This window comes from Pseudomonas meliae, assembly GCF_001400515.1.
GTDB lineage: Bacteria > Pseudomonadota > Gammaproteobacteria > Pseudomonadales > Pseudomonadaceae > Aquipseudomonas > Aquipseudomonas amygdali.
Genome location: NZ_LJQT01000102.1, coordinates 1037 through 1676, shown reverse-complemented (window position 1 = coordinate 1676; position 640 = coordinate 1037). Strand labels below are relative to the sequence as shown.

Here is a 640-nt window from a genome sequence, read left to right as displayed (position 1 = left end):
TTGCTCGGAGCTTCCCTAGACTCGGAAAATTCCTCACTCTTCCACCAAACATCATTAAAGTCCCTCGCCATCTCACTTGCAGCTTTTGGCATATCCTTATTATGTTGAGACGAGTAATAACCAAACTCTTTTATACCATTGCAAAATCTCTTGAGTAGCTCATCCCACTGCTCCAATCCAATATATCGCCTCGAGAATCCCGAACCAATAAATAGAAACGGGGCTCCACTATTTTGTGCCAACAGATGAGTAAGACTGAGGGTAATATGCGACGTCATGCCGTGCCACCTTCCGCTATGCAGCAAACAATGGAGCAGGGACGCGGGCCTCAGACGTCCATGCCAATTAGCCACTATCTTTCCACGTCTGGCCTGCGGATACCAAGCCCTCTGAAAAAAAAGAGGTTCAGCAGCAAACCAAAAATCTTCATACGATTTGGGACAAGGAATAGGGCTAAGGCAGAAAGGGCTACAGGCAGACGATCAAGCATAAGCGCAAGGCTGTCGCGAGCAAACGGACGAGTAATTGCTCGCAGCAGCGAAAGCAATGTGAATCGCTCGGATTACCAACACTCGGCCCGGACCTGCCTCAACATTCGTCAGGCGTCGCCGTGCTTTATGGCAGCTAAGTATCCTCTGAA

Annotated in this window: 1 pseudogene; it reads right to left on the bottom strand. The window is 48.9% G+C overall.

Annotation, left to right across the window (positions count from 1 at the left end):
• Window positions 1-278: pseudogene (locus tag ALO64_RS25870) on the bottom strand (hypothetical protein); the annotation flags it as partial.
• Window positions 279-640 lie beyond the last annotated feature (362 nt).